The following is a 22,258-nucleotide window of genomic DNA, read 5'->3' on the forward strand; positions in this document are numbered from 1 at the left end:
TCGGCATTCCCGGCGACGCCGGTCGCCGACCAGGATCGGTCACCATGGATTCCACGACCGAGGTGCTCGACGACGAGCGTTCCGGCGACGGGGTTACCGGCGACGGGGGTGCCGACAACAGGGTGGCCGATGACCGGGCGCCCGACGACAGGCTGCCCTACGACAGGTACGTCCACGCCGACACGCTGCACCGTCTACAACGGACGACCACCGACAATCCGGGCGAGATGTCGTTCCTCATGATCTCGCAGATCATGGAGCTCTACTTCAAGCTCATCGACTTCGAGCTCCGCGCGGCACAACGCGCGCTGCGGGGCGACGAGGTCGCGGCCGCGCTCTCCCCGCTCCGCAGGGCGGCGCTCCACCTGGAAGGGCTCAACGCGAGCTGGCAGGGACTGCGCTGGATGTCGCCCGCGGATTTCAACCGCTTCCGCGCCAACCTCGGCGACGCCTCCGGCATGCAGTCCGCGATGTACCGTCACCTGGAATTCCGCCTCGGCCTCAAGACGGCCTCGTTGACCCGGCCGCACCGCGGCAACCCCGAACAGCACGAGGCGCTCCGACGGAGCCTGGCCGAGCCGAGTGTGTGGGACGACGCGATCGCCGTGCTCGCCCGTCACGGCTACGACATCCCGGCCGCGCTGCTCGACCGCGACCACACGGTCGAGCACGAACCGGACACGGCCGTCGAGGCGGCGTGGGCGGACGTGCTCGCCGACCCGAGCCCCGACAACCACGTGCGCCGGCTCGCCGACGCTCTGACGGAGGTTGCGGAGCAGTTCGCCGAGTGGCGGTACCGCCATCTCAGCGCGGTTCGCCGCGCGATGGGCGCCAAGTCCGGCACCGGTGGGACCAACGGCATCGGCTGGTTGGAGCAGAGCATGAACCGCGTCGTGTTCCCCGAACTCTGGTCGGCCCGCACCCGCGTGTGAGGAACGCGGCCGTGCCGGACCCCGGTCAACCGCGCGTCTGCTCCGGCAGCAGTCTGACGGCCTGCAGCGCCAGGTACAGGCGCGTGACATCCACCGGGTTCCGCGGATCCCTGCACGTGAGCTGGGCGAGCTTGTTGAGGCGATAGCGAACGGTGTTCTGGTGGCAGTGGATCAGGTTCCCCGCATCGGCAGCCGAACCCTGGGCCTCGAACCACGCCTCCAGGGTGTCGAACAGGACACCCCGTTCCTCGGACGGCAGGTCGAGCACCTTCTCGAAGGTCCGCTGGGCCAGTCCGACGCTCAGCTCGGGTGCGGCCGTGACGAGAGCGGCCACGCGGGCTTCGTCGAACCGCATCACGACGTTGGTGCCGGGTCGTGCGGCGTCGCGGGCCAGCAGTGCCTGGGTCACCGCCTGCGGGGTCGCAACGATCGACTCGAACACGTCACTCACCCCCACCCGGCCCGTCGTGATGGAAGCCAGATACCGGTTGAGCCGGTCGGCTCGGTAGGTCTTCGTCAACGCGACGAGCCCGAGCTCACTGTCTGCTTCCGACCGCCACACGGACCTCACCCCGAGTGAGGCGAGCGCCCGTTCGGCGGATTCCGCCGAACGGCTCCATTCCATCGACTGCGGGTCGGAGGCCACGACGACGAAGCGCCCGACCTTGGGCAGCCGCAGTGCGGCGGCGACGTCGGCGAGTCCCCGCCCTGTGGTCGTGACGCCGCTGAAGAGTGCGGCCAGCGCCGCCTCCCGGAATCGGGAGTCGCGGAAGTTCTGCTCGGTCTCGATGTCCCGGTACGCGGTGGCGAGGGCCTCCGAGGACATGTCGAGGGAGTGCCACAGGATCGAGGCCGAGCCGAGGAGGGCCTGACTCGCATGCGGGTCGGGACGGCAGTGCCGGACGAGCTCGTGCCACAGATACCGCGTACCGATCCGGTAGGCGTGCAGGACGGTCGCGAGCGGCACGCCGTCTTCGGCCCGCTCCCTGCCGGTACGGCGCGCCACCGTCGGGCTGTTGGCTTCGTCCCTGATCATGCTCTGCAGGCTCGAGATGATGTTGGGCCGGATCGCGTCGGCGAGTTGCTGCCTGCTCATGTAGTCGACGTAGTAGGGCTCGTCGTCGCGGATCAGCTGCGCGATCTCGAGCGTCACCGCATCCAGGTCGTCGAGGAGCAGTTCACAGGCGGTCACGACCCGCGCGTCCGCCGTGGTGCTGTCGCCGGTCACGGGACCTCCTTTGTCGCCGAGCACAAACATCGGGGTCGAATGTGAGTCCGGACACTATGGCTGAACCGGACGAGCTGGACAAACCTTGGGGCTCGCGACATTGCCGTCGGGCGAGGACCGGAGTTGTCATGAACTTGGCCGAGAACCTGGAGAGATCCTCCCGATTCCATGCGCGTTCGGCGGCCTTGTCCCTCGGCGAGCAGGTCGTCAGTTACCGGGAGCTCGGGCGGCAGAGCCGGAGCGTGGCCGGTTTCCTCATGGCGAAAGGTGTCCGGGCCGGCGAGCGCGTGGCGCTCATGCTCCCCAACGTCCTGGAATTCGCACCGCTGTACTACGGGATCCTCCGGGTCGGCGCGATCGTCGTGCCGATGAGTCCCCACCTCACGGAACGCGAGGTGGACCTCTGTCTCCAGGACTCCGGTGCCCGGATGCTGTTCACGTGGGAGCCGGGGACGGCGGCCCGGGAACCGGCCGGCGGCGACGTCGAACACGTCGTCGTGGCGCCGGGAGGGCTCGGCTCCCTGCTCGGCGATCCACCTCGGCCCGAGCGGATCGTGCGGCGCGACCCCGCCGACACGGCCGCGATTCTCTACACCTCCGGGACCACGGACCGGCCCCGGGGAGTCGAGCTCACGCACGACAGCCTCGTGCAGAACGTGGACATCATGGCCCAGGAAATCGTCGAGCTGGCTCCGACCGACGTCGTGTTCGGCGCGCTGCCGCTGTTCCATTCGTTCGGCCAAACGGCGGCACTCAACGCGGCGGTCCGCGCGGGCGCCTGCCTGGCGCTGCTTCCGCAGTTCGACGCCACCGAAGCCTTGACGACCCTGCAGCGGCACGGAGTCACGGTCCTGCCTGCGGTCCCGACCATGTATGTCGGCCTGCTGAACCACCCGGACCGCGCCGAGGTCGACACGAGCAGGCTCCGGGTATGCCTCTCCGGTGGTTCCGCCCTCCCGGTGGAGGTCCTGCTCGGGTTCGAGCGGGCCTTCGACTGTGTGGTGCTGGAAGGGTACGGACTGTCCGAGACCTCGCCGGTGGCCACCTGCAACGAACCCGGCCGGCGGCGTGTCGGCTCCATCGGGTCCCCGCTCCGGGGAGTCGAACTGCGGATCGTCGACGAACACGGTCACCCCGTGACCGACGGTGAGGTCGGCGAGATCGCCATCCGTGGCCACAACGTGATGAAGGGCTACTGGAAACGGCCGGAGGCGACCGCGGCGGCCGTCCCGGACGGGTGGCTGCGCACCGGCGACATCGGACGCCGGGACGAGGACGGGTTCTTCTACCTCGTCGACCGCAAGAACGAGTTGATCACTCGCGCCGGGTGCACCGTGTATCCGCGCGACATCGAAGAAGTGCTGTACGAACACCCCGCCGTTCTCGAAGCGGCTGTCATCGGTACTCCGGACCCGAATACGGGAGAAGAGATTGTCGCACTGGTGACCCTGCGTCCGGGCGAATCCACCGGGGGTGACGAGCTCCGCGCGTACCTCAAGAGCAGGGTCGCGACCGGCACCCACCCGCGGCACGTCGAAATCGTGCCCGCACTACCCAAGACCTCGACCGGAAAGATTCTCAAACGCGAGATCACGTTCGAGAAGACGACCTGAGTCCACCTCATTTCAAAGGAGAAATGCCATGGCCCCGACACGAATTCGTTCCGGAACGGCCGTCGCAGCGGTCTGCACCGGCCTGCTGCTGGCCACCAGCGCCTGCGGAGGTGCCGGTGGATCCGGCTCCGACACCATCGTCATCGGCTATTCGGGACCGCTGAGCGGAGGCGCGGCCGCCTACGGGCAGAACATCCAGGACGGCCTGCAGCTCGCGATCGACGATCTCAACGAGCGCGGCGTCACCGTCGACGGCGAGGAGTACCAGGTGGAACTGGCCTCGCTCGACGACCAGTACGCGCCCAACACCGCCGCGACCAACGCCCAGCGGCTCGCCGAGCAGGACGACGCCGCGGTCATCTACGTCCCGCATGCCGGAGGTATCCAAGCGGCGCAGGAACTCAACTCCAACCGCACCGAATTCCTGCTGGGCGCCTACAGCTCCGACCCGAAGATCGTCGAACAGGGCAACGAGCTGACGATGATGATTCCCCCGAGCTTCAAGAGCTACGTGGCACCGTTCGTCGACAAGCTCACGCAGGACGGCGAGAGCAGGCTCGGGCTCCTGGGCACGGCCAGCGAATACGGCCAGGAATGGACCAAACTCGTCACCGACGAGTGGCGCGGCCGTGGTGGCCAGGTACTCAGTGACAACAGCATCGACTACGGCACCGTGTCCGACTTCGCAGGCCCCGTGTCGCGGACCCTTGCCGAGAACCCCGACGTGATCTTCCTGGGCGGACCGTCGCAGCCGACCGCGGTGATCATCGAGGAAGCGCGGAGGCAGGGCTACGACGGTTCGTTCCTCCTCATGGACCAGGCGAAATTCGAGGAGATGGAGGAATTCACCGACCCGGAGAACCTCAACGACGCCATCGGTGTCAAGCCGGTACGGGCCTACGACGACCCGGGAACCGACGACATCCTCGACCTCTATGCGGAGAAGGTCACCGAAGAGCAGCCGCTGACCAGCGAGGTCACGCTGAACTACCAGAGCGTCGCCATCGTGGTCGAAGCCATGCAGCAGGCCGGCAGCATCGACGACGCCACGGCGATTCGCGACGCCATCCCGGACGCGATCGGCGAGGTCGACGACCACTTCCACGTCTCGGGATTCCCCACGGAGATCACCGATGCCGGGCACCTGCGCAACGCGGACCTCGAGGTCGCCTACCGCACGCCGGAAGGCGAGTACGAGCACCTGCCGATCGAACAGCCGGACGAGTGAGTGACGCACCGGTCCCTGCCGATCGCCGACAACCAACCCAGGACGGCCTATGACCCTGTTCATCCAACAGCTCTTCGACGGGCTGGCGCTCGGTGGCGTGTACTGCCTGGCCGCCATCGGACTGACCCTCGTGTTCGGCGTCCTGCGGATTCCGAATCTCGCGCACGGCACGCTGTACATGCTCGGCGCCTATGTCACGTATTTCTTCCTCGTGACGGTGGGCGTGCCCTATGTCGCCGCGATCGGCCTCGCCGCCGTCGTGCTGGCCGTCATCGGCGTGCTGCTGGAACGGCTCGTGTTCCATCCGCTGCGCAACGCTCCGCACACGCACCACATGATCGCCGCGGTCGGTGCGATGTTCTTCTTCCAAGCTGTCGCGCAAGCGCTCTGGGGAGCGGATTTTCGGCGGATGGAGTCGCCGATCAGCGGGAACGTGACGATTCTGGGTGCCCAGGTCTCGTGGCAGCGGATCGTCATCGTCGTCACCGCAGTCCTCGTGCTGGGGCTGCTGACCTGGTTCATCAAGCGTTCGATCCACGGCCAGACCATCGAGGCGATCGAGCAGGATCGCACCGGATCCTCGCTCGTGGGAATCAGCCCCAGCCGGGTCTCCATGCTCACGTTCGGACTCGCGGCGGCGCTGGCGACCGTCGCCGCGGGGCTCGTGGCGCCGATCAACCTGCTCTCCCCCACGATGGGCGACGCACTCAGCCTCAAGGTGTTCGCCATCATCATCCTGGGCGGCCTCGGTTCGCTGCCGGGGGCCATCGTCGGCGGGTTCACCCTGGCGCTCGCCGAGGTCATGACCTCGACCTACGTCTCGGCGGCCGCCGGTGAGGGGATCGCGTTCGTGGTGATCGTCATCGTGCTGGCAATCCGGCCGACCGGGCTCTTCGCAAAGGCGGTGCAGCGATGACCACCAACGTCTCCCCTCAACGACTCGGCACCCTCCTCGTGGCGCTGGCGCTGCTGCTGGCGCCGCTGGCACTCACAGGCCAGGACTACGTACTGCGGGTGCTGACCGTCGGCGCGACCTACGCCATCGCCGTCTACGGCATGAACATGATCCTCGGCCTGACCGGGCAGCTGTCCCTGGCACACGGCGGCTTCTTCGGCATCGGTGTGTACCTCGTCGGGCTGTTGACCACCGACTACGACTGGGCCTTCTGGCCCGCGCTGCTCGTCGCGGTCGTCGGCACGACCGTCGTCGGCTATGTGGCCGGTGTCGTGGCGCTGCGCACCCGCGAGGAGTACTTCGCCATCTTCACCATGGCGATGGGTTTCATCATCTTCCTCGTGATCAGCCGCTGGGAATCGGTCACGCACGCTCATTCCGGGGTCAGCGGCGTGAAGTATCCGGAAAGCCTCGGCCTGCTCGATTTCTCCGACCCGATGCTGATGTACTACCTGGTGCTGCTGTTCCTCCTCGGTGCCGGCTACGTCACCTACGCGGTGCGCCGGTCGGGGGTGGGCCGCACGCTGATCGCGATCCGCACGTCGGAGGATCTGGCGCGTTCGGTCGGCGTCAACGTCGGCCTGAACAAGCAGCTCGCCTTCGCGGCCTCGAGCACCTTCGCCGGGCTGGGCGGCGGTCTGTTCGCCGCGGTACAGGGTTTCGTCGGCCCGAGCGCGGCCAGCGTCGACCTCACCTTCGAGATGCTCATGTTCATCCTCGTCGGTGGCATGGGCACGGTCATGGGTCCCGTGGTCGGCACGTTCCTCGTGCTGTTCCTGTTCGAGTTCTTCCAGGACTTCGAGGCGTATCGCTTCATCGTAGTCGGACCGATCATCGTCGCGCTGGTCATCTTCGCCCCGCGCGGCATCGTGGGCTATCTGAACGCGTTCGCCGGACACCGCCGTTCCCGCGGACCCGCCGGCGGGAACGAGACCGGCAACCGATCCGAGAACCGGGTACCCGATACCACGACCGAGGCGAAGGAGACACTGTGACGCTGCTCGAAGTGCGCGGTCTCGGCAAACACTTCGCCGGTCTGCATGCGGTCGACGACGTCGATCTCGACATCAGCGCCGGTGAGATCACGGCCATCATCGGACCGAACGGCGCCGGTAAGTCCACATTGTTCAATCTGCTCGCCGGGTTCTACCGGCCGACGTCGGGCACGGTGCGGTTCAAGGATCGTGACGTCACCGGGATGAGCCCGCACCGCACGGTGGCACACGGCATCGCACGCACCTTCCAGACCACGAACCTGTTCGAGGATGCGACGGTCCTGGAAAACGTCCTGTCGGGCAGGATCGTGCGCTCACACTCGACCGTTTTCGACGCCGTCCTCCGGAGTCCTCGGCATCGCCGGGAGGAGCGCCGGAACCTGGACCGTGCCATGGACGCCCTCGAGTTCACCGCGATCGCCGACTACCGCGACGAGATCGCCTCGAGAGTGCCGCAGGAGGTGCAGAAGCGCGTGTCCATCGCGTTGGCGTTGGCCACGGACCCGGAGCTGCTGCTGCTGGACGAACCGGCGGCCGGCCTCACCGAAGAGGAGACCGGCGGGTTCGCACAGCTGATCCGCAGCATCGTCGCCAGCGGAGTCACCGTGGGGCTCGTCGAGCACCGGATGTCGATGGTGATGAGCCTGGCCGATCACATCCTGGTGCTCGACCACGGCAAGGAGATCGCCTCCGGCACACCGGAGACGGTCCGGACCGATCCGCAGGTGATCGAGGCGTATCTCGGTGCCGGCCACCACGAACAGGAAGGTACTGGCTGATGCTGACCGTGAGCGGGTTGTCCGCCGGATACGACGCCGTCGACGTGCTGCACTCGGTCGACATCACTGCACGAGCCGGTGAGCTCACCGTCGTTCTCGGCGCCAACGGTTCGGGCAAGACGACGATGTTCCGCACCATCAGCGGGATCGTGCGGCCCAGTGCCGGCAGCATCGAGTTCGACGGCACACCGCTTCCCGGCCGGTCCGCCGACGGCATCGTCAAGGCGGGCCTGGCTCACTGTCCCGAAGGTCGCCACCTGTTCGCCAAGATGCCGGTGGAAAAGAACCTGATGCTCGGCGGATACGTCCGCAGGCGCAACCGCAGCCGGGTGCGCGAACTGCTCGAGTACGCCTACGAACTGTTCCCGGTCCTGTACGACAAACGGCATCAGCCCGCGGGCACGCTCTCCGGCGGCCAGCAACAGATGGTGGCCATCGGCAGGGCGTTGATGTCGGACCCGAGCCTGCTGATCCTCGACGAACCGTCGATGGGCCTGGCACCGCTGGTCACCACGCAGGTACTCGACGCCGTCGCGCAGATCAACCGCAACGGCATCGGCGTGCTGCTGGCCGAGCAGAACGCCCAGGCCGCGCTGCGTATCGCGCACCACGGGTTCGTCCTCGCCGAGGGGCGGGTGGTGCTGTCCGGCACGGCCGCCGACCTGCTCGAAGACCCCGAGGTGCGCGAGGCGTACCTCGGGGTGTGAGACGCAGCAACGATGCGGCTCCGGGTTCGAGGGCGCCGGTGACGTCCTCGAACCCGGAGCCGGTCAGGGCAGGAAGAGATCGCACGGTCCCGCGTCGACGGCGTCGATCCCGCCGCCGGTGTGTTCCGCGAGCCAGTCCTCGAACGTCGTGACCTCGGTGACGGCGACGGTGAACGTGACGTCCGCACCGTAGTCGATGTCGCGGAGCAGGTACGGCGAGTTGCGCAGGGCGTTCTCGATCCGCCCTGCACGGTCGTGAGGCACGCACAGCATCAGTTCGCGGTGCCGGACCCGTCGCAGCCGGCCGACCAGGTCCAGCGTTTCGGCCAGCACGCCCGAATACGCGCGGATAAGTCCGCCCGAACCGAGTTTCGTGCCGCCGAACCAGCGGGACACGACGGCAACGACGTCGGTCAGGTCGCGGCGGGTCAGCACCTCCAGCATGGGCGCACCCGCGGTGCCTCCGGGTTCGCCGTCGTCGTTGCTTCGCGCGACCAGCGCGCCGGACTCCGGATCGCCGATCCGCATCGCCGTGCAGTGGTGGTTCGCGTCCGGACCCTCCTTGCGGATGCGGGCGATCAGCTCCGATGCCGCGTCGACCTCGTCGACCCGCGCCACGACACAGCGGAACCGGGAACGCTGAATCTCGACCTCGTGCTCACCGCCGGAAGCAACCACACCCACGCCGGTGAGTGTAGGCGACCACGCCCCGGGCACCCGGCCGTCACGTGCCGTCGTCCCGAATGCCCGGTGGGGACGGAGCCTGCAGCCGGAAGTGGACGCCCGCCATGCGCACGCACCGACACTGCTTCCGCCACGGTGGAGTCGCGAGAAGGTTCGGATGCACCCCGACGTCCCGTCCCCTCGCTCCTCAACGGCGCAGGGTCGCCGACGGGCTGACGCCGAACTCCCGGCGGTAGGCCGCCGCGAAGCGGCCCAGGTGCATGAACCCCCACCGGGTCGCCGCATCGGCCACGGTCTCGATCCGGTCGTGCAGCAGGTCCTCGTGCACCCGCCGCAGCCGGATCCGGCGGAGCGTCTCGGTGGGAGTTTCGCCCCGGTAGCGTTGGAAATTCTGCTGGACCCGCCGGATGCCCACTCCGGCGCAGCGCGCGATGTCGGCCGAGCCCCACTCCCGAGCCGGGTCCGCCTCCATCGCATCGACCACGCGCGAAACGATCCGCGGACAGATGTCCCCGGTCTCCGGTTCGGCCGGGAAACAGGCGGTCACGAACGCCGCCGTGAGCGTGGTTCCCAGGCGCTCCCGCACCGCGCGGCGCATCACCAGCTCCGGCGATCGCAGACTCTGCGTTCCGATCGAGGTCAGCAGCGCCAGCCACGCCTGGGCGCCCTCGGTATGCAGGTCCAACTGAGCGGGCATGTCGTGAGCGCCGAGGCCGACGAGCGCGGCGACCTCGTCGGCGAGGTAGTCGGCGTCGATCCGCATGCCCAGGATGGAACAGTCGGCCGACCACCGGTTCATCAACGTCCGAGTGTCGGGCGGGCACACGGTGGCCTGCCCTTCGAGCGACAGCACCGAACGGCCGCTCACCCGGGCATCGAGTAATCCGCTGCGCGGCACGTTCACGGCCCAGCCACCGGGGTGGTCCGAGCACACGCTCACCTCGGCACCCCAGCCGATGCGGGTCAGCCGCACAGGCCCCAGGTCCACCATGCGCAGTTCCGCGGCGCTCGTGCCGTCGCGGAGCACGGTGAGCTCGTGGGGAAAGTAGGCGTCGGCCACGGCAGCGGAGAAATCCGGCAGTTCGTCCGCCGACGTCGCAACCAGACCCGTTTCCATGACACCTCCCGGAAACCTCGTGATTCACGACACGATACATCGCACTTCGTGGAGCGGACAGCCACTGCGCCGAGCGGATCGCAGCAGCGCACGCCCGCGCCTACGGTCAGCGCCACCCGTCACCCGAGGGGCGCGACGTGCCCCACCCACCGCTGGAGGAAACCATGGACTCGAAGACGCTGCGGACGGCCTTTGGCCGCTTCGCCACCGGCGTCACCGTGATCACCTGCCGGTCGAGCGACGGCGAGCCGCACGGGGCGACGGTGACGGCGTTCATGCCGGTCTCGCTCGACCCGCCGCTCATCACGGTCGCCCTGACCCGCACCTCCCGAGCCTGCGCCTACCTCGACGGTGCGCCGTTCGCGGTCAACGTACTCGCCGCCGATCAGGCCGAGGTCGCGATGAACTTCGCGGGCCGGCCTGCGGCCGATCCCGTCCGGTGGGAACCCGGTCCCACCGCACCGGTACTGGCGGGCACGGCCGCCACGGTCTCCTGCGGCCCGTATCGAACCGACGACGGTGGCGATCACCTCCTGTTCCTGGGCGAGGTCGCCGCCGTGGAGACCACCACCCGTCCGCCCCTGCTGTTCTCCGACAGCACGTTCGTCGAGGTCGGCCGCCCCGCGACCGAGTCCGTCTGGGCGGGTTCGTTCGACGACCCGCATTCCGGCTGGTTCGACGCCACCTGCGACTTCACCCCGATTTCCACCCGTCCGGCGCCGACCGTCGCCGGAACCGCCCCACGCGGGCGCCCGTAACCGACCTCGTCCGCCCGAGTCTCAAAGGAGAGAGCCATGACCGACACCACCACCTCGCAACAGTCCCTCGATTCCGACCCGCCCACGGTCAACCCGGCCGCCGGATCGGAGGCCAACAACCGCGCCAACTTCGCTGCCAATCCCATGACCGGCGACGACTACATCGAGAGCCTCCGCGACGGCCGGGAGATCTACCTCCACGGCGAGCGGGTCGACGACGTCACCACGCACCCCGCCTTCCGCAACCCGGTACGGATGACGGCGCGGCTCTACGACGCGCTCCACACCGGCCCGCACGTCGACGAGTTGACCGTGCCGACCGACACCGGAAACGGCGGCGTGACCATGCCGTTCTTCAAGACCCCGACGTCGTCGGCCGACCTGCTCAAGGAACGTGACGCGATCGCCCGCTGGGCCCGGCTGAGCTACGGGTGGATGGGCCGCTCCCCCGATTACAAGGCGAGCTTCCTCGGCACCCTGCACGCGAACCAGGAGCTCTACGCACCGTTCCAGGCCAACGCCGAACGCTGGTACCGCGAATCGCAGGAGAAGGTCCTCTACTGGAACCACGCGATCATCAACCCGCCGGTCGACCGCGACCTGCCGCCGGACGAGGTCGGCGACGTCTACATGAAGGTGGAGAAGGAGACCGACGCGGGCCTGGTCGTCTCCGGTGCCAAGGTCGTCGCCACCGGCTCGGCCATCACCAACTACAACTTCATCGCCCACTACGGCCTGCCGATCAAGAAGAAGCAGTTCGCGCTGATCTGCACCGTTCCGATGGACGCCCCCGGCATCAAGCTCATCTGCCGCCCGTCGTACACGGAACAGGCCGCGAGGAACGGCACTCCGTTCGACTATCCGCTGTCGAGCCGGATGGACGAGAACGACACCATCTTCGTGTTCGACCAGGTGCTCGTGCCGTGGGAGAACGTGTTCATGTACGGCGACGTCGACCGCATCAACGCGTTCTTCCCCCAGTCCGGATTCCTGCCACGCTTCACCTTCCAGGGCGCGACGCGGCTGGCGGTCAAGCTCGACTTCCTCGCCGGCCTGCTACTCAAAGCCCTCGACGCCACCGGATCCGGCGGTTTCCGCGGTGTGCAGACCCGGGTCGGTGAGGTGATCGGCTGGCGCAACCTCTTCTGGTCGCTGAGCGAATCGATGGCCCGTGATCCCGAACCGTGGATCGGCGACGCCGTCATCCCGAAACTCGAGTACGGCCTCACCTACCGCATGTTCATGATGCAGGGCTACCCGCGGGTCAAGGAGATCATCGAGCAGGACGTCGCATCCGGGCTGATCTACCTCCCGTCCGGATCGGCCGACTTCAAGAGCGATGCGGTGCGGCCCTACCTGGACAAGTACGTCCGCGGTTCCAACGGCATCACCGCCGTCGACCGGGTCAAGGTGATGAAGGCGCTCTGGGATTCCATCGGCAGTGAGTTCGGCGGCAGGCACGAACTGTACGAGCGCAACTACTCCGGCAATCACGAGAACGTGAAGGCCGAGCTGCTGTTCGCCGCCCAGAACCGCGGCGGCGTCAACCAGATGCGAGGGCTCGCCGAGGAATTCCTCGACGAGTACAACCTCGACGGGTGGACGGTGCCGGACCTGTTCTGAGGCCCGGTCCGCCCGCACGTTCTGGCGCTGCCACAGCCCAGCGGACGGGCCGCTGGTGGGTCACCGGTGCCGGTGGCCCACCAGCGGCGTCCTCATCGTCGTGACCGCTCTCCGGAAACCGCGCCCGCATCAGGACGGCGAGCGCCCGGCCCGGTTGATCGCCTCCCACACGCGGAACGGGGTTGCGGGCATGTCGATGTGGTCGACACCAAACGGTTGCAGCGCGTCGATGACAGCGTTGACGACAGCGGGGGTCGAGGCGATCGAACCGGATTCCCCTGCGCCCTTGGCACCGAGCGCGTTCGTCGGCGACGGCGTCACCGTGTGATCGAGCGTGTAGTCGGGCAGTTCCGGGGCGCCGGCGACGAGGTAGTCGGCGAGCGAGGCACTCATGAGGTTGCCGTCGTCGTCGTAGACGGCGTCCTCGTACAGGGCCTGGCCGATACCCTGCGCGATACCACCGTGCATCTGCCCGTCCACAATGGCCGGATTGATCACGGTCCCGCAGTCGTCGACGGCGAAGTAGTCGGGAATGGTGACCTTTCCCGTCTCGGTGTCCACCTCGACGACACACACGTGGGTGCCGAACGGGTAGGTGAAGTTCGGCGGGTCGAAGAACTGCTCCTCCGACAGTCCCGGTTCCATCCCTTCCGGCAGATCCGCGGCCAGATAGGCGGCTCCGGCGACCTCCTGGATCGTCACGCTGCTGCCGGAGACGCCCGCGACCGAGAACGCGCCCCCGGAGAACTCGAGGTCCTGCTCGGCGGCCTCCAGCAGGTGGGCGGCGAGTGTGCGCGCCTTGGCCAGCACCTTCTCGCAGGCCAGGTGTACCGCGGTACCGCCGACGGCGGCGCTGCGCGAGCCGTAGGTGTCGAGACCGTACGGGGCCGCCTGCGTGTCGCCGTGCACGACCTCGACGCTGTCCATGGGCACGCCGAGGCCGTCGGCCACGATCTGCGCCCACGTGGTCTCGTGGCCCTGCCCGTGGGGCGAGGTGCCGGTCACCACCTGAACTGCCCCGGTGGACAGCATGCGCACGCTGGCCATCTCCCACCCGGGGGCGCCGAGCCGTAGCGCGGCGGTCATCTTCGACGGGGACAGGCCGCCGTTCTCGGTGTAGCTGCACAGCCCGATCCCGAGCTGTACCCGATCGCCCGCATCGCGCCGACGGCGCTGCTCGGCGCGCAACCCCTCGTAACCGGACAGTTCGAGAGCCTTGTCGAGCGCGAGTTCGTAGTTGCCGGAGTCCATCTCCAGTCCTGCCGGCGTGGTGGCCCCGTTGTCGAAAGCAGGGTGGTAGTTGCGTCGGCGCACCTCGGCCGGATCCATCCCGAGCCTGCGCGAGAGGGCATCCATGGCACGTTCGACGCCGTAGATGCCTTCGGTCCTGCCGGCGCCGCGGTAGGAATCCGTGGGCGTCTTGTTCGTGAAGACGCCCTTGCACTCGATCGAGAACGAGCCGAACGAGTACACGCCGGGAAAGATGAACGCGCTCAACACTGGGATTCCGGGGGTGAGGAGCTGCAGGTAGGCACCCATGTCGGCGAGGATGCGCACGCGCATGCCGAGCACCGTGCCGTCGGCACGGGCGGCGAGTTCGACGTACTGCACCTGCCCCCGGCCGTGGGTCATCGTCTGGCTGTCCTCGGAACGCGTCGCAACCCACTTGACCGGGACGGACAGCCGGCGAGCCAGGGCGATGCCGATGCACTCCTCGGGATAGACGTTGAGCTTACCGCCGAATCCCCCGCCGACATCGGGAGCGATCACGCGGAGGTCCTGCTCCGGCACCGAACACACCCCTGCCAGGACGCTGCGCAGGATGTGCGGGATCTGGGTCGAGGAGTACAGCGTGAAGCCCCGGCCCGTGGGTTCCGGGGTGACCACGACGGCACGCTCTTCGACCGGAGTGGGCTGCAGGCGCTGCTGTACGTAGCGCTCCGACACGGTGACATCGGCCGCGGCGAACGCCTGCTCCACGTCGCCGGTCGCCAGCGACCAGGTGTAGCTCTCGTTGCTGTCGAACCGGTCGTGCACCGGTGGACCGCCCGCGAGGCTGTCCTCCACGTCAAGGGCGGGATCGGCAGGCTCGTAGTCGACGTCGATGTACTCGAGCGCGTCCTGCGCCGAGGAGACGTCGGTCGCGGCGACCACCGCGACCGCCTCGCCCGCGAACCGCACCTGATCGACGGCGACGGGCAGGTGATCGGGGATCCTGATGTCCTCGGTCACCGGCCAGGCGCACGGGATGCCGGACCACTCGTCGGCGAGATCGGCGCCGGTGAACACGCCGACCACTCCCGGGCGCCGGGTCGCCTCCGAGACGTCGATCGACTCGATGCGGGCACGCGCGAAGGGGCTGCGCAGCACCGCGACGTGCACCGTACCGGGCGGCGCGATGTTGCCGGTCCATCTCCCCTTCCCCGTCAACAGCTGGGGATCCTCCTTGCGAGGGACGGCGGTCCCCACACTCGGGCGGAGCGTCTCGGTCATGATGGCACCCTCCTGCTACAGCGACGATCGATTCGGACGGGGACCGGGAAACCGACGAGGCAACGGTCGTCCACAGTGGACCTACCGGAACCGGGTTCCTACGTCGAGTCCGGCAACAGTTCCTCCAGCCACTTCGTGTGCACGGCCCCCGTGCGCAGGTCGGGCTCGTCGAGCAGCCGCCGGTGCATCGACACCGTCGTGGGGACACCCTCCACCCGCAGCTCGGCGAGCGCCTGCCTGCCGCGGGCGAAGGCGGCGTCGCGGTCCGGTCCGGAGCAGATCAGTTTGGCGATCATCGAGTCGTAGAACGGGCCGATCCGGTCCCCGGCGACGAAACCCGTGTCGACCCGGACCCCGGGCCCTCCCGGAAGGTCCAGTCTGGACAGATCGCCCGGAGTGGGCCGGAACCCGTTGTCCGGATCCTCGGCGTTGATCCGCAGTTCCACCGCCGCGCCGCGGATCCGCACGTCGTCCTGGGAGAAGGAGACCGGTTCGCCCGCCGCGATACGCAACTGCTCGCCCACCAGGTCCACTCCGGTGACGGCCTCGCTGATGGGGTGTTCGACCTGGATCCGGGTGTTCATCTCGATGAAGAAGAACTCCCCCGACGGCGTCAGCAGGAACTCGACGGTTCCCGCACCCACGTAGCCGACCTGGCGCGCCAGCCGCACGGCCGCCTCGTTGATGCTCGCGCGCGTCTCGGCAGCCAGCCCGGGGGCCGGTGCCTCCTCGATGAGCTTCTGCCTGCGCCGCTGCACCGAACAGTCCCGTTCGAACGTGTGCACCACGTTGCCGGCGTGGTCGCCCAGGATCTGCACCTCGATGTGGCGGGCGCCGTCGATCGCCCGTTCCAGGTAGACCGTGTCATCACTGAAGGCCGACCGGGCCTCGGCCTGAGCGGCGGGCAGCACCTCGGCGAGCTCCTCGCGCGACGCCACGGGCCGGATGCCCCGGCCTCCACCGCCGGCTGCCGCCTTGACCAGCACCGGGTAGCCGACGTGCTCGGCGGCCGCGAGCGCCTCGTCGACGTCACCGACCGGGCCGCTGCCGGGCACGATCGGCACGTCGGCCCGCTTCGCCGCGTCGCGTGCGGCCGCCTTGTCACCCATCGTCTCGATCGTCGACACCGAGGGTCCCACGAACGTCAGGCCCGCATCGGCGAACTCCTTGGCGGCGCCGGGGCGCTCGGACAGGAACCCGTACCCCGGATGCACGGCGTCCGCACCGGTCGTTTCGGCCGCCTCGACCAAGGCAGCCGAGTTCAGATACGACTTCGCCGCCGCCGACTTGCCGATGTGCACAGCGGTACCGGCCAACTGCACCCACCGGCTGTGCTCGTCCGCATCGGAGTAGACGGCGACGGTCTCCAGTCCCGCGGCGTGCGCGGCCCGGATGATACGAACCGCGATCTCGCCCCGGTTGGCCACCAGGACCCGTCTCATGCCTCACCCAGCCGCACGATGTCCTGGCCCACGTCGACCTCGTCCCCGTCGGCCACGAGGAATTCGGCGACCGTCCCCGCTGCGTCGGCCTTGAGCTCGTTGAACGTTTTCATCACCTCGATCAGGGCGATGGTCTGACCCGCGCTGATCTCCTCACCGTCGTCGACGTAGACGGGCTTCTCCGGCGCAGGCCGCCGGTAGAACACACCCGGCATCTGAGCCTTGATCGTTGCCATGGTTCGCTCTGCCTCCCTACCGTGCAATCTCGCGGCGGACCCGTTCGATCCGCTCGCGACGGTCCCGTCGAGCCGCCAGCGCCGTGTCCAGATCCACCGAGGTGAACCGGACCGCGTCACCGGTCTTGGTCTGCGCGATACGGTCCCGGTCGACGGAGATCACGGTGCCGATCGTCGCGTAGCCGCCGCCGGTGACGGCGTCGTTGAGCAGGACGATCGGCTCGTCCCCGCCGGGCACCTGGATCGAGCCGACCGGATACCCCAGGTCGACGACGTTGGCCGGGTCACTGCCCGCTCCGAACGGTTGCTCGCGTTCGGTGAAGTCGAGACTGCCGCCCCGCAGCCGGTACCCGACCCGGTCGGCGTCCTTGGTGACCTTCCAATCGGTGCCCAGGAACGAAGCCAGCGCTCCCTCGGTGAGGCGGTAGGAGCACAGACCGACGACCGTGCGCAGTTCCGCAGGAACGTCCAGCGCGGGACGGAGCGCCTCCGGCACCGCCGCTCCCCCACGCGCCCGACCGCCGGCGGCTCCCAGCGGGAGCGTTTCGTCGTCGACGAGCTTGCGCCCCTGGTGTCCGCCGATCCCGGTCAGCGTGTACGTCGACCGCGAACCCAGGTACACCGGTACGTCGATGCCGCCGCTCACGGCGACGTAGACCCGGCAGCCCGAGCGGATCATGGCGAACTCCAGCACGTCGCCGGCCCCGACGCGCATCGCGGTCCAGGGCTCGACGGACTCGCCGTTGACCGTCACGGGTACATCCGCACCGGTCACGGCCACCATCCGGTCGTCGGTGAACTCCAGTCTCGGGCCCACGTAGGTGCCTTCCAGCACCCCGGCGTCGTCCGGGTTGCCCACCAGCATGTTGGCCACGACCGCCGAATAGACGTCCATCGCGCCGGACGGCGGCATCCCCATGTGGTAGTAACCGAACCTGCCCGTGTCCTGCACCGTCGTGTACAGGCCACCGGATCGCACCAGCAGCTCGTTCATCGGTACAGCACCTCCAGCAGCTCACGGTTGACCGCATCGGGGTCGGCCAGCAGTGCGGCCGGCTCGAACTCGGCCTCACGGATGCGGTAACGGAACGTGCCGTCCTCCACCCGCGATCGGGTCGCCTCGAACTCGGCCATGTCGATCGCCCGATAGCGCAGCACGTCGTTGGCGTTGGGGAAGCTGATGTCGTCGGCGAAGTCGGGCAGGCTCTGCGACAGGTCGAACACCGGGGCAGGCGCCATGCCGAACATCTGGTATCCGCCCGCGCCTCGCACCGGGTAGACCACCGCGAACGCACCGCCGAAACCGAACGTGCGCTCGGGGGTGTCGGTGCGCGGGCGCACGTACTTCGGTACCTGGATCTGACGCTCCCGCGGCACCAGCTGGTAACAGAACGGCAGCCCGGGAACGAAGCCCAGCATCGTGACGATCCACGGCGCGCTGGTCATCGCGTCCACCACGCCCTGCACGCTGTCGAAACCGTTGATGCGCGCCGCGTACTCGAGGTCGGTGGCCTCGGGGTCCTGGTGCCGGTCCCGGAACCGCATGAGCGTCTCGTGGGTCCACGGGTCGTTGAACAGAACGGGGACGTCCACCACCCGGGTCTTGAGTACGTAGTCCTCGGGCAGCGTGCCGACCGTGGACTCGAGCCTGCGCAGCTCCTCGACCAGTTCTCGCGGGTCGAGCCGGTCGGGGTCGACCTGAACCATGTAGGACGCGTTGGACGGGCAGATGTCGACGACCCCGTCGATCGCCTCCTCCCGCAGGGCATTGGTCACGGCCATCCCCGCGAAGTTCGCCTCCAGGCTCATGGCCTGGTCCAGCTCGACGAAGACGAATTCGTCCCCGCCGTACTCGTAGCGCGCGGGTGGCAGTTGGATCTTCTCGGTCATCACCACGCCTCCCAATGTGTCGGCGATCACAACACTCTGCCCGGTGTCCCCGCGCTCCGCCAGTGAAACTCTGCACAACACCACTCCGCGAGAGTGGACAGATTGTGGAAAACTACTGGGTATGCCGACTGCGAGCGATCTGACCGGACACGCGCAGCTCGGGCTGACACTGCGCGCGGGACATGCCGGTGCCGATCGCCCGATCTCCTGGGTGCACGCCAGCGAACTCACCGATCCCACGCAGTTCCTTTCCGGCGGCGAGCTGCTGCTGACCACCGGATTCGCGCTGCCGGAGACGCGGGACGGGCAGGCCGCCTACATCGGCAGACTCGCCGCGGCCGGCCTGTCCGGGCTCGGTTTCGGTGTCCAACTGGGGCACGACGAGATCCCCGAGCCGCTGCTGGCGGCTGCCGAGGCGTCATACCTTCCGGTACTCGAGGTACCGCACCGCACCCCGTTCATCGAGATCAGCAAAACCGTCTCGCAAGCACTGGCCGACACCCGCAGCGCCGAAGCACACCGGTTCGAGACGGCCCGCACCGCACTCACCACCGCCGCCATGCGCGGTGAAGACCTCGGCGGGCTGATCGGCAGGCTCGCCACCGAACTCACCTGCTGGGCGGTGCTCCTGAATCCCGACGGCACCGTGGTGCACGCCGAGCCGACACGGGCGGCCGAGCACACGTACGCCCTGGCCCCCGACCTCGACCGGCTCCGCGCCGTACGCCCGCCCTCCAGCATCGGTTCGTCGGCCGACGGCGAGTACGTCGCGGCGCATTCACTGGGCGGCGGGCACAGGCTGGCGGGATTCCTCGTCGTCGGCCGGGACCACACCTTCACCTCGACCGATCACCACATCACGCACGCGGCGTCCTCGTTGCTCTCGATCGCCCTGACGCGGGCCCGGTCCGCAGCCGATCCACGCCTGCGGGCCATCGCACTGAAGCTGCTGCTCACGGGACATCGCACGGCGTTCGACGAGCTCGCCGACCCGCTCGGGATGAAGCTTCCCGGCGAACCCGTCGTCGTGCTGGCCGGATCCGGCCATTCGCCCACGCTGGTGGACAGCTCCGCCACGTCGGACCTGCTGGCCGCCGATCTCGACGGCGAACTGGTCGCGGTGGCCTCCGCCGCGCAACAGCTTCCCTCCGCCCGCCACCTGGGCGTATCCCCACCGACCGAGTTGGACGGACTGCCCGGTGCCTACCGGCAGGCCAGGCAGGCGCTGACGGAGGCCACCCGGCACGGCGCGGCGGTCATCCGGTTCGACGATCTCGGCGTCGGACTGCTGCACGACGTCACCGACCAGGGCATCGGCAGCCGCGCCGAAGCGATGCTGCGCCCGTTGTCCGCACACGACGCCCAGCAGCGCGGTGAACTGGTGCGGTCATTGCGCGCCTGGATCGCCCACCACGGGCACTGGGACCCCGCCGCGGCGGAACTCGGGGTGCACCGGCACACGCTCCGGCACCGGATGAGCAAGGTCGCCGCGCTCCTCGACTGCAACCTGGACTCACCCGATGTTCGCGCGCAGCTCTGGTTGGCGCTCCGGCTGGTGTCGTAGCGACGCACACCGCGCATTGTCGGGTTTCCGCCGCCAGAATTGGCCAGAACGTCGATTCCCGCGCGCACTGCGGAGGGCTTACCGTTGCCGGTTCCCGATGCGAAAGGACGGGCCATGAAGACACTCATCGACCTCAATGCCGACGCGGGCGAGAGCTTCGGCCGCTGGCAGCTCGGGGACGACGCTGCACTGCTGCCCCAGGTCAGCTCCGTCAACGTCGCGTGCGGCTGGCATGCGGGTGATCCGGGCACCATGCGCCGATCGGTGGAACTGGCCGTGGCCAACGGTGTCGCACTGGGTGCGCACCCCGGGTTTCCCGACCTCGCCGGCTTCGGCCGCCGCGCCATGGCGCTGAGCCCCGCCGAAGCCGCCGACGCCTGCCTCTACCAGTACGGAGCCCTACGCGCGTTCGCCGCGGAAGCCGGCGCGCGCATCGCTCACGTCAAACCGCACGGCGCGCTCTACGGACTGACACTGCGTGACCCGGACGTGGCCGCCGCCGTCGCCGAATCCGTCACGAAGGCCGACCCGGACGTGATGCTCGTCCTGCTGGCCGGGCCGACGGCACAGCGCGTGCTCGACAGTGGCCACCGGGTCGTGCGCGAGGCCTTCGCCGACCTCGACTACGACGACAACGGGCACATCATCATCGAACCCGTTCCCGGGGCCAAGGATCCCGACGCATGTGCGCAGCAGGCCATCGACGTCCTGCGCGGCGGAGTGACGTCCGTCAACGGCACGGCGATCGACGTCGACGCCGACACGATCTGCCTGCACGGCGACCGCCCGAACTCCCCGGACATCGCCAGGGCGATCCGTGCGCGGTTCGAACAGCACGGAGTGCACACGGCCACGATGCGCGAGGTCGTCGCCACTCGGAACCGGTGACGCGCGGCCTGCGACCCGTGCCCGGCCCGCGGGTTCCGGCGGTACGCCGTGACCGCCGGCGTCGGCGCGTCGCGTCGGCGGTGTTCGGGTCGTGCGGTGGTCGGGTTGTGCGGTGTTCGTGTTGTGCAGCAGGCGTATCATCGACCGACAGGGGTTCGCCGTCAGGGAGCCGCCATGTTGGTCGAGATCCTGAGTGCCATAGGAATCGTCTGCGCCGTCGGAATCGCGGCGAGCGTGCGGATCGTGCGGCAGTACGAGCGTGGGCTCGTCTTCCGCTTCGGCAGAGTGCACCGGGCACCCAGCGAACCCGGAATCACGCTGCTCGTGCCCGCCGTCGACCGCATGACCAAGGTCAACATGCAGATCGTGACCCTGCCCGTCCCCGGTCAGGACGGCATCACCCGCGACAACGTGACCGTGCGCGTCGACGCCGTCGTCTACTTCAAGGTCATCGACCCGGTGCAGGCGATCGTCGGGGTCGAGAACTACCGGTTCGCGATGCTGCAGGTCGCACAGGCCAGCCTGCGCCGGATCATCGGTGAGAGCAGCCTCGACGATCTGCTGTCCAACCGGCAACGGCTCAACGAGGGCCTCGAGCTCATGATCGACAGCCCCGCGCTCGGCTGGGGCATCCACATCGACCGCGTGGAGATCAAGGACGTCGCGCTGCCCAAGGCGATGAAACGTGCGATGTCACGGCAGGCGGAGGCCGAACGCGAACGCCGCGGACGGGTCATCGCCGCCGAAGGCGAGCTGCAGGCATCGGAAAAGCTGTCCCAGGCAGCGGAGCGCATGGCCGACACGCCCGCAGCCCTGCAACTGCGGCTGCTGGAAACCGTGGTGGAGGTCGCCGCGGAGAAGAATTCCACGCTCGTGCTGCCCTTCCCCGTCGAGCTGCTCCAGTTCCTCGACCGGTCGTCGGGTGACCGGCGCTACGCCGCCGACGTCCCGGAGCAGGCCCGCACCGAACAGGACGCAACGACCACGGCCGACGAAGCGGGCCGGAATCCCGGCCCCGCGGACGAGCAGCCCTCCGAAACGACCGGAACGCCGGGGAGCCGGTAGGTGCATCCTCGGCGACGGCACCCCTGACATCTGTCACGGGGTATCGATGACGCCGTCCCTA

20 protein-coding genes are annotated in these 22,258 nt (G+C 68.5%); 12 read left to right on the plus strand and 8 right to left on the minus strand.

Translation table 11 applies throughout. The features are described from left to right. Positions 1-44: 44 nt before the first annotated feature. Positions 45-932 carry a tryptophan 2,3-dioxygenase gene (locus LY41_RS19900; protein ID WP_253865700.1) on the plus strand — a complete coding sequence of 296 codons (888 nt, stop codon included), beginning with the start codon at positions 45-47 and terminating at the stop codon, positions 930-932. 25 nt (positions 933-957) lie between these two features. On the opposite strand, the gene LY41_RS19905 is transcribed toward LY41_RS19900, so the two are convergent. Further along, a complete protein-coding gene (locus LY41_RS19905; RefSeq protein ID WP_253865701.1) occupies positions 958-2,160 on the minus strand; it encodes a PucR family transcriptional regulator in 1,203 nt (400 codons plus the stop codon). Positions 2,161-2,288: 128 nt separating this feature from the next. Here LY41_RS19905 and LY41_RS19910 point away from each other — a divergent pair, with 128 nt between their 5' ends. From LY41_RS19910 to LY41_RS19935, 6 genes are read left to right on the plus strand one after another with little or no spacing between them, the layout of a single operon-like run. After that, positions 2,289-3,773: a long-chain-fatty-acid--CoA ligase gene (locus LY41_RS19910; RefSeq protein ID WP_253865702.1), complete on the plus strand. Its 1,485-nt coding sequence runs from the start codon at positions 2,289-2,291 to the stop codon at positions 3,771-3,773. A gap of 28 nt (positions 3,774-3,801) precedes the next feature. Beyond that, complete coding sequence (locus LY41_RS19915; protein WP_253865703.1) at positions 3,802-5,001, plus strand: ABC transporter substrate-binding protein; 1,200 nt, start codon at positions 3,802-3,804, stop codon at positions 4,999-5,001. A gap of 49 nt (positions 5,002-5,050) precedes the next feature. Next, positions 5,051-5,917 (plus strand): branched-chain amino acid ABC transporter permease, encoded by an 867-nt coding sequence (locus LY41_RS19920; RefSeq protein ID WP_253865704.1) that lies wholly within the window; start codon positions 5,051-5,053, stop codon positions 5,915-5,917. After that, complete coding sequence (locus tag LY41_RS19925; RefSeq protein ID WP_253865705.1) at positions 5,914-6,951, plus strand: branched-chain amino acid ABC transporter permease; 1,038 nt, start codon at positions 5,914-5,916, stop codon at positions 6,949-6,951. The genes LY41_RS19920 and LY41_RS19925 overlap by 4 nt, the downstream gene beginning before the upstream one ends. Then, positions 6,948-7,730: an ABC transporter ATP-binding protein gene (locus tag LY41_RS19930; protein WP_253865706.1), complete on the plus strand. Its 783-nt coding sequence runs from the start codon at positions 6,948-6,950 to the stop codon at positions 7,728-7,730. Before LY41_RS19925 ends, LY41_RS19930 begins: the two co-directional genes overlap by 4 nt. Further along, positions 7,730-8,437: an ABC transporter ATP-binding protein gene (locus tag LY41_RS19935; protein ID WP_253865707.1), complete on the plus strand. Its 708-nt coding sequence runs from the start codon at positions 7,730-7,732 to the stop codon at positions 8,435-8,437. Before LY41_RS19930 ends, LY41_RS19935 begins: the two co-directional genes overlap by 1 nt. Before the next feature lie 63 nt (positions 8,438-8,500). Here the strand turns inward: LY41_RS19935 and LY41_RS19940 are convergent, their stop codons facing one another. Both LY41_RS19940 and LY41_RS19945 read right to left on the minus strand, forming a co-directional pair. After that, positions 8,501-9,121 (minus strand): IMPACT family protein, encoded by a 621-nt coding sequence (locus tag LY41_RS19940; RefSeq protein WP_253865708.1) that lies wholly within the window; start codon positions 9,119-9,121, stop codon positions 8,501-8,503. A 187-nt stretch (positions 9,122-9,308) separates the two neighbouring features. Further along, positions 9,309-10,238, minus strand: a complete 930-nt coding sequence (locus tag LY41_RS19945; RefSeq protein WP_253865709.1) for an AraC family transcriptional regulator — start codon at positions 10,236-10,238, stop codon at positions 9,309-9,311. A gap of 164 nt (positions 10,239-10,402) precedes the next feature. Between LY41_RS19945 and LY41_RS19950 the strand changes: the two genes are divergently transcribed. Both LY41_RS19950 and LY41_RS19955 read left to right on the plus strand, forming a co-directional pair. Continuing rightward, positions 10,403-10,996 (plus strand): flavin reductase family protein, encoded by a 594-nt coding sequence (locus tag LY41_RS19950; protein WP_253865710.1) that lies wholly within the window; start codon positions 10,403-10,405, stop codon positions 10,994-10,996. A gap of 144 nt (positions 10,997-11,140) precedes the next feature. Next, positions 11,141-12,619, plus strand: coding sequence for a 4-hydroxyphenylacetate 3-hydroxylase family protein (locus LY41_RS19955; RefSeq protein ID WP_253865890.1), 1,479 nt, complete (start codon positions 11,141-11,143; stop codon positions 12,617-12,619). A gap of 129 nt (positions 12,620-12,748) precedes the next feature. Here LY41_RS19955 and LY41_RS19960 read toward each other — a convergent pair whose 3' ends face one another. The 5 genes from LY41_RS19960 to LY41_RS19980 form a co-directional block, all read right to left on the minus strand. Beyond that, positions 12,749-15,112 carry a xanthine dehydrogenase family protein molybdopterin-binding subunit gene (locus LY41_RS19960; protein ID WP_253865711.1) on the minus strand — a complete coding sequence of 788 codons (2,364 nt, stop codon included), beginning with the start codon at positions 15,110-15,112 and terminating at the stop codon, positions 12,749-12,751. Between the two features lie 98 nt (positions 15,113-15,210). Continuing rightward, positions 15,211-16,554: an acetyl-CoA carboxylase biotin carboxylase subunit gene (locus LY41_RS19965; protein WP_253865712.1), complete on the minus strand. Its 1,344-nt coding sequence runs from the start codon at positions 16,552-16,554 to the stop codon at positions 15,211-15,213. Beyond that, positions 16,551-16,790 carry an acetyl-CoA carboxylase gene (locus tag LY41_RS19970; RefSeq protein ID WP_253865713.1) on the minus strand — a complete coding sequence of 80 codons (240 nt, stop codon included), beginning with the start codon at positions 16,788-16,790 and terminating at the stop codon, positions 16,551-16,553. Before LY41_RS19970 ends, LY41_RS19965 begins: the two co-directional genes overlap by 4 nt. 16 nt (positions 16,791-16,806) lie before the next feature. After that, positions 16,807-17,784, minus strand: a complete 978-nt coding sequence (locus LY41_RS19975) for a 5-oxoprolinase subunit C family protein (protein ID WP_253865714.1) — start codon at positions 17,782-17,784, stop codon at positions 16,807-16,809. After that, positions 17,781-18,680 carry a 5-oxoprolinase subunit B family protein gene (locus LY41_RS19980; protein WP_253865715.1) on the minus strand — a complete coding sequence of 300 codons (900 nt, stop codon included), beginning with the start codon at positions 18,678-18,680 and terminating at the stop codon, positions 17,781-17,783. The genes LY41_RS19975 and LY41_RS19980 overlap by 4 nt, the downstream gene beginning before the upstream one ends. Before the next feature lie 121 nt (positions 18,681-18,801). Here LY41_RS19980 and LY41_RS19985 point away from each other — a divergent pair, with 121 nt between their 5' ends. The 3 genes from LY41_RS19985 to LY41_RS19995 all read left to right on the plus strand — a co-directional run bounded on the left by LY41_RS19985 (position 18,802) and on the right by LY41_RS19995 (position 22,197). Further along, positions 18,802-20,244: a PucR family transcriptional regulator gene (locus tag LY41_RS19985; RefSeq protein ID WP_253865716.1), complete on the plus strand. Its 1,443-nt coding sequence runs from the start codon at positions 18,802-18,804 to the stop codon at positions 20,242-20,244. Between the two features lie 114 nt (positions 20,245-20,358). Next, positions 20,359-21,132, plus strand: coding sequence for a LamB/YcsF family protein (locus LY41_RS19990; protein WP_253865717.1), 774 nt, complete (start codon positions 20,359-20,361; stop codon positions 21,130-21,132). Between the two features lie 174 nt (positions 21,133-21,306). Next, on the plus strand, positions 21,307-22,197 hold the full coding sequence (locus LY41_RS19995; protein ID WP_253865718.1) for a slipin family protein: 891 nt from the start codon (positions 21,307-21,309) through the stop codon (positions 22,195-22,197). Positions 22,198-22,258: the final 61 nt, after the last annotated feature.

Source organism: Prauserella halophila (genome assembly GCF_024171895.1).
Taxonomy (GTDB): Bacteria; Actinomycetota; Actinomycetes; order Mycobacteriales; family Pseudonocardiaceae; genus Prauserella; species Prauserella halophila.

Excerpts from the sequence above, each read along its gene's own strand:
- LY41_RS19990 (WP_253865717.1), top strand. The coding sequence starts at position 20,359 with ATGAAGACACTCATCGACCTCAATGCCGACGCGGGCGAGAGCTTCGGC.
- LY41_RS19955 (WP_253865890.1), top strand. The coding sequence starts at position 11,141 with ATGACCGGCGACGACTACATCGAGAGCCTCCGCGACGGCCGGGAGATC.
- LY41_RS19925 (WP_253865705.1), top strand. The coding sequence starts at position 5,914 with ATGACCACCAACGTCTCCCCTCAACGACTCGGCACCCTCCTCGTGGCG.
- LY41_RS19900 (WP_253865700.1), top strand. The coding sequence starts at position 45 with ATGGATTCCACGACCGAGGTGCTCGACGACGAGCGTTCCGGCGACGGG.
- LY41_RS19995 (WP_253865718.1), top strand. The coding sequence starts at position 21,307 with ATGTTGGTCGAGATCCTGAGTGCCATAGGAATCGTCTGCGCCGTCGGA.
- LY41_RS19960 (WP_253865711.1), bottom strand. The coding sequence starts at position 15,112 with ATGACCGAGACGCTCCGCCCGAGTGTGGGGACCGCCGTCCCTCGCAAG.
- LY41_RS19965 (WP_253865712.1), bottom strand. The coding sequence starts at position 16,554 with ATGAGACGGGTCCTGGTGGCCAACCGGGGCGAGATCGCGGTTCGTATC.
- LY41_RS19975 (WP_253865714.1), bottom strand. The coding sequence starts at position 17,784 with ATGAACGAGCTGCTGGTGCGATCCGGTGGCCTGTACACGACGGTGCAG.
- LY41_RS19970 (WP_253865713.1), bottom strand. The coding sequence starts at position 16,790 with ATGGCAACGATCAAGGCTCAGATGCCGGGTGTGTTCTACCGGCGGCCT.
- LY41_RS19920 (WP_253865704.1), top strand. The coding sequence starts at position 5,051 with ATGACCCTGTTCATCCAACAGCTCTTCGACGGGCTGGCGCTCGGTGGC.
- LY41_RS19935 (WP_253865707.1), top strand. The coding sequence starts at position 7,730 with ATGCTGACCGTGAGCGGGTTGTCCGCCGGATACGACGCCGTCGACGTG.
- LY41_RS19915 (WP_253865703.1), top strand. The coding sequence starts at position 3,802 with ATGGCCCCGACACGAATTCGTTCCGGAACGGCCGTCGCAGCGGTCTGC.
- LY41_RS19910 (WP_253865702.1), top strand. The coding sequence starts at position 2,289 with ATGAACTTGGCCGAGAACCTGGAGAGATCCTCCCGATTCCATGCGCGT.
- LY41_RS19950 (WP_253865710.1), top strand. The coding sequence starts at position 10,403 with ATGGACTCGAAGACGCTGCGGACGGCCTTTGGCCGCTTCGCCACCGGC.
- LY41_RS19980 (WP_253865715.1), bottom strand. The coding sequence starts at position 18,680 with ATGACCGAGAAGATCCAACTGCCACCCGCGCGCTACGAGTACGGCGGG.
- LY41_RS19985 (WP_253865716.1), top strand. The coding sequence starts at position 18,802 with ATGCCGACTGCGAGCGATCTGACCGGACACGCGCAGCTCGGGCTGACA.
- LY41_RS19945 (WP_253865709.1), bottom strand. The coding sequence starts at position 10,238 with ATGGAAACGGGTCTGGTTGCGACGTCGGCGGACGAACTGCCGGATTTC.